Origin of the sequence: Mesorhizobium sp. M7A.F.Ca.US.006.04.2.1 (assembly GCF_004022915.1) — a bacterium.
GTDB classification, from domain to species: domain Bacteria; phylum Pseudomonadota; class Alphaproteobacteria; order Rhizobiales; family Rhizobiaceae; genus Mesorhizobium; species Mesorhizobium ciceri.
Genome location: NZ_RZQA01000869.1, coordinates 1 through 2,603, shown reverse-complemented (window position 1 = coordinate 2,603; position 2,603 = coordinate 1). Strand labels below are relative to the sequence as shown.

Genomic DNA, 2,603 nt, shown 5'->3' with positions numbered 1-2,603 from the left:
TCTCTTGGCATTCCTGATTTCGGCCAAGGAAGAGGGCAAGACGATTTGCGGTTACGGCGCGCCTGGCAAGGGAAACACGCTGCTGAACTACTGCGCCATCGGCACCGACTTCCTGGATTTCACAGTGGACCGCAACCCGTACAAGCACGGGCGTTATACACCTGGAATGCACATCCCGATCAAGCCCGTCGACGAAATCGACGAGGCTAAGCCAGACTACATCCTCATCCTTCCGTGGAATCTGAAGGACGAGATCATTCAGCAGATGCGCCATGTCGCCGCTTGGAACGCGAAATTCGTAGTGCCGATTCCTTTCGTGACCGTAATCGATCCGTCGGAGTACGAGAAATGAAAGTCATTCTTTTCTGTGGCGGTCGCGGGACCCGCATTCGCGACTATTCCGAAAGCATCCCAAAGCCGATGATACCGCTCGGCCACCAGCCGATCCTGCGCCATGTCATGCAATGGTACAGTGACTATGGGCATGACGAGTTCGTGTTGTGTCTGGGCTACAAGGCCAACGTGATCAAAGACTTTTTCTTGAACACCCGGCCGCAAACGTTTTCCGATTGCGTGGTTACGCGAGGAGGCCAGGACGTCAAGCTCCTCGGCGACACAATCAAGGACTGGAGCATCACTCTGCTCGATACCGGTATTTGGCGCAGCATTGGAGAGCGCCTGTGGGCTGCGCAGGATCACGTCAGGAACGAGAAGATGTTCCTGGCCAACTATTCCGACGGCCTGACCGATGTCGACTTGGACGACATGATCAGAAAATTCGAGGCCAGCGGCAAGATCGGCTGCTTTCTGGCAGTGCACGCGCCGCTGACTTACCATTTGGCCGACATCGCGGAAGATGGCCGCGTGCGCGAGTTTCGTGCGGCCGAGACATCGGAGATCTGGATCAATGGCGGCTACTTTATATTCCGTCCGGAAATTTTCAACTACATGCGCGACGGGGAGGAACTCGTTGTCGAGCCGTTCAAGCGTCTGATCGATGACAACATGCTGATGGCGTACAAGCACGAGGGTTTCTGGCGTTCAATGGACACGCTGCGCGATTGGCAATCACTCGAAGACATGGTCGAAAAGGGCGACATGCCCTGGAGTATGATAGCCACCGCCGAGAAGAATAGGCGTAGTATGGGGTTGGCCGCATCATGAAGGGGCTTGGTCTCGGGCGTGGCGGCGAGGAACTCTCGATTCTGTGCGTCGGGGCCCATTCCGACGACATTGAGATCGGCGCGGGAGGCACAATCCTCAGTCTGATCGCGTCGGAGGTCAAACTTCACGTCTACTGGTGCGTCTTAAGCGCCGGCGGCCAGCGGTCGGCCGAAGCCAGGGCTTCGGCCGAAGCCTTCCTCGAAGGATCCCATTCGTCCACGATCGACGTTGCGGATTTTGAAGACGGCTATTTCCCAGTTCACAGCCGATCGATAAAGCATTGGCTGATGGACGTAAGATCAAGGGTTCATCCCGACGTGATATTAACCCATGCCAGGTTCGACGCCCATCAGGACCATAGGGAGGTCAACCAACTGACCTGGAACGTTTTCCGCGATCACCTTGTGCTCGAATACGAGATTCCGAAATGGGACGGCGATCTTTGCCAACCCAATGCGTATGTGCCGATTGCAGCCCACGTGCTGGAACGCAAGATCCAACTCCTTCACGAGCACTTCGGGACACAGCGCTCAAAGGACTGGTTCGATCGGGAGACATTCGCCGGGCTTGCGCGGTTGCGTGGAATGGAATGCCGGGCACCCGAGCACTTTGCGGAGGCCTTCACGCTTAGGAAGGTCAAAATATTGTAGCGATAGCCCTCCGGGGTCGCTGTCGCAAGGATTGGTCCCCCAGGACGGCACGACCAGTTCCACGAGAGAGCAGCAACCTGGTCCTCGCCATTGACGAAGTGTCACTTCCGGCTGGTTGCTGGACAGTGAGGCAGGAGTGCTTTGGACGCCTCGCAATGGTTAGTCTTTAGGAACAGGACATATGGGAGCTGGCTATATGCGGGGCGTCCACCACGGGTGTCCAGCGGGACGGAGGTCCCTCAATTGTGCAGCAATCATCCCCCAGATCAGACGCTACGCGAGAGCAAAACGGCCCGCACGATTTAACCAAAGTTAGCGTCTCATTTGCTTCGTCACTCCACAGCCAGAGATCCTTCGGCGAAGAGATCGTTGACCTTGTAAGCGACTTCCGTCCGGTTGGTCGCCTTAAGCTTTTTCATGATGTTGCGGATGTGCACCTTCACGGTGCTTTCTCTCAGGTTCAGCTCATAGGCGATGATCTTGTTCGCCTTGCCGCGTCGGAGCGCCTGGGCGACCTCAGCCTGTCTGAGCGTGAACATGCCTGTCAAAGGTGTTTCAAGGCTGCCTGAATCTATCAGGTGCCGCATGGACAGGACACTACTTGCAGGAACGAAAATGCCTCCTGCCACCGCAAGATTGATCGCCTCGACACAGACGTCGATCCCGACAGAGGTCGGAATGTAGCCACGTGCGCCACATTCGAGAGCCGCCAGTATCTGTGCAAGGTCTTCTGTGTCGGCCAAGATCACCACAGGCACCGACCTGAACTCGGACGAAATGCGCCTGATC

4 protein-coding genes are annotated in these 2,603 nt (G+C 56.5%); 3 read left to right on the top strand and 1 reads right to left on the bottom strand.

What is annotated here, in order from left to right:
- The 3 genes from EN925_RS31400 to EN925_RS31390 form a co-directional block, all read left to right on the top strand.
- On the top strand, positions 1 to 352 hold a 352-nt coding region (locus EN925_RS31400), incomplete at its 5' end, for a methyltransferase C-terminal domain-containing protein (RefSeq protein WP_348629529.1).
- Complete coding sequence (locus EN925_RS31395) at positions 349 to 1,164, top strand: sugar phosphate nucleotidyltransferase (RefSeq protein ID WP_063170845.1); 816 nt, start codon at positions 349 to 351, stop codon at positions 1,162 to 1,164. The genes EN925_RS31400 and EN925_RS31395, both read left to right, overlap by 4 nt.
- Positions 1,161 to 1,814 (top strand): PIG-L deacetylase family protein, encoded by a 654-nt coding sequence (locus tag EN925_RS31390; protein ID WP_127369616.1) that lies wholly within the window; start codon positions 1,161 to 1,163, stop codon positions 1,812 to 1,814. Before EN925_RS31395 ends, EN925_RS31390 begins: the two co-directional genes overlap by 4 nt.
- A gap of 332 nt (positions 1,815 to 2,146) precedes the next feature.
- On the opposite strand, the gene EN925_RS31385 is transcribed toward EN925_RS31390, so the two are convergent.
- The coding region (locus tag EN925_RS31385) for a response regulator transcription factor (RefSeq protein ID WP_164894513.1) at positions 2,147 to 2,603 on the bottom strand (457 nt) is incomplete at its 5' end.

What these genes read in the sequence shown, in the direction of transcription:
- EN925_RS31395 (WP_063170845.1), top strand. Translation starts at nt 349, where the DNA reads ATGAAAGTCATTCTTTTCTGTGGCGGTCGCGGGACCCGCATTCGCGAC.
- EN925_RS31390 (WP_127369616.1), top strand. Translation starts at nt 1,161, where the DNA reads ATGAAGGGGCTTGGTCTCGGGCGTGGCGGCGAGGAACTCTCGATTCTG.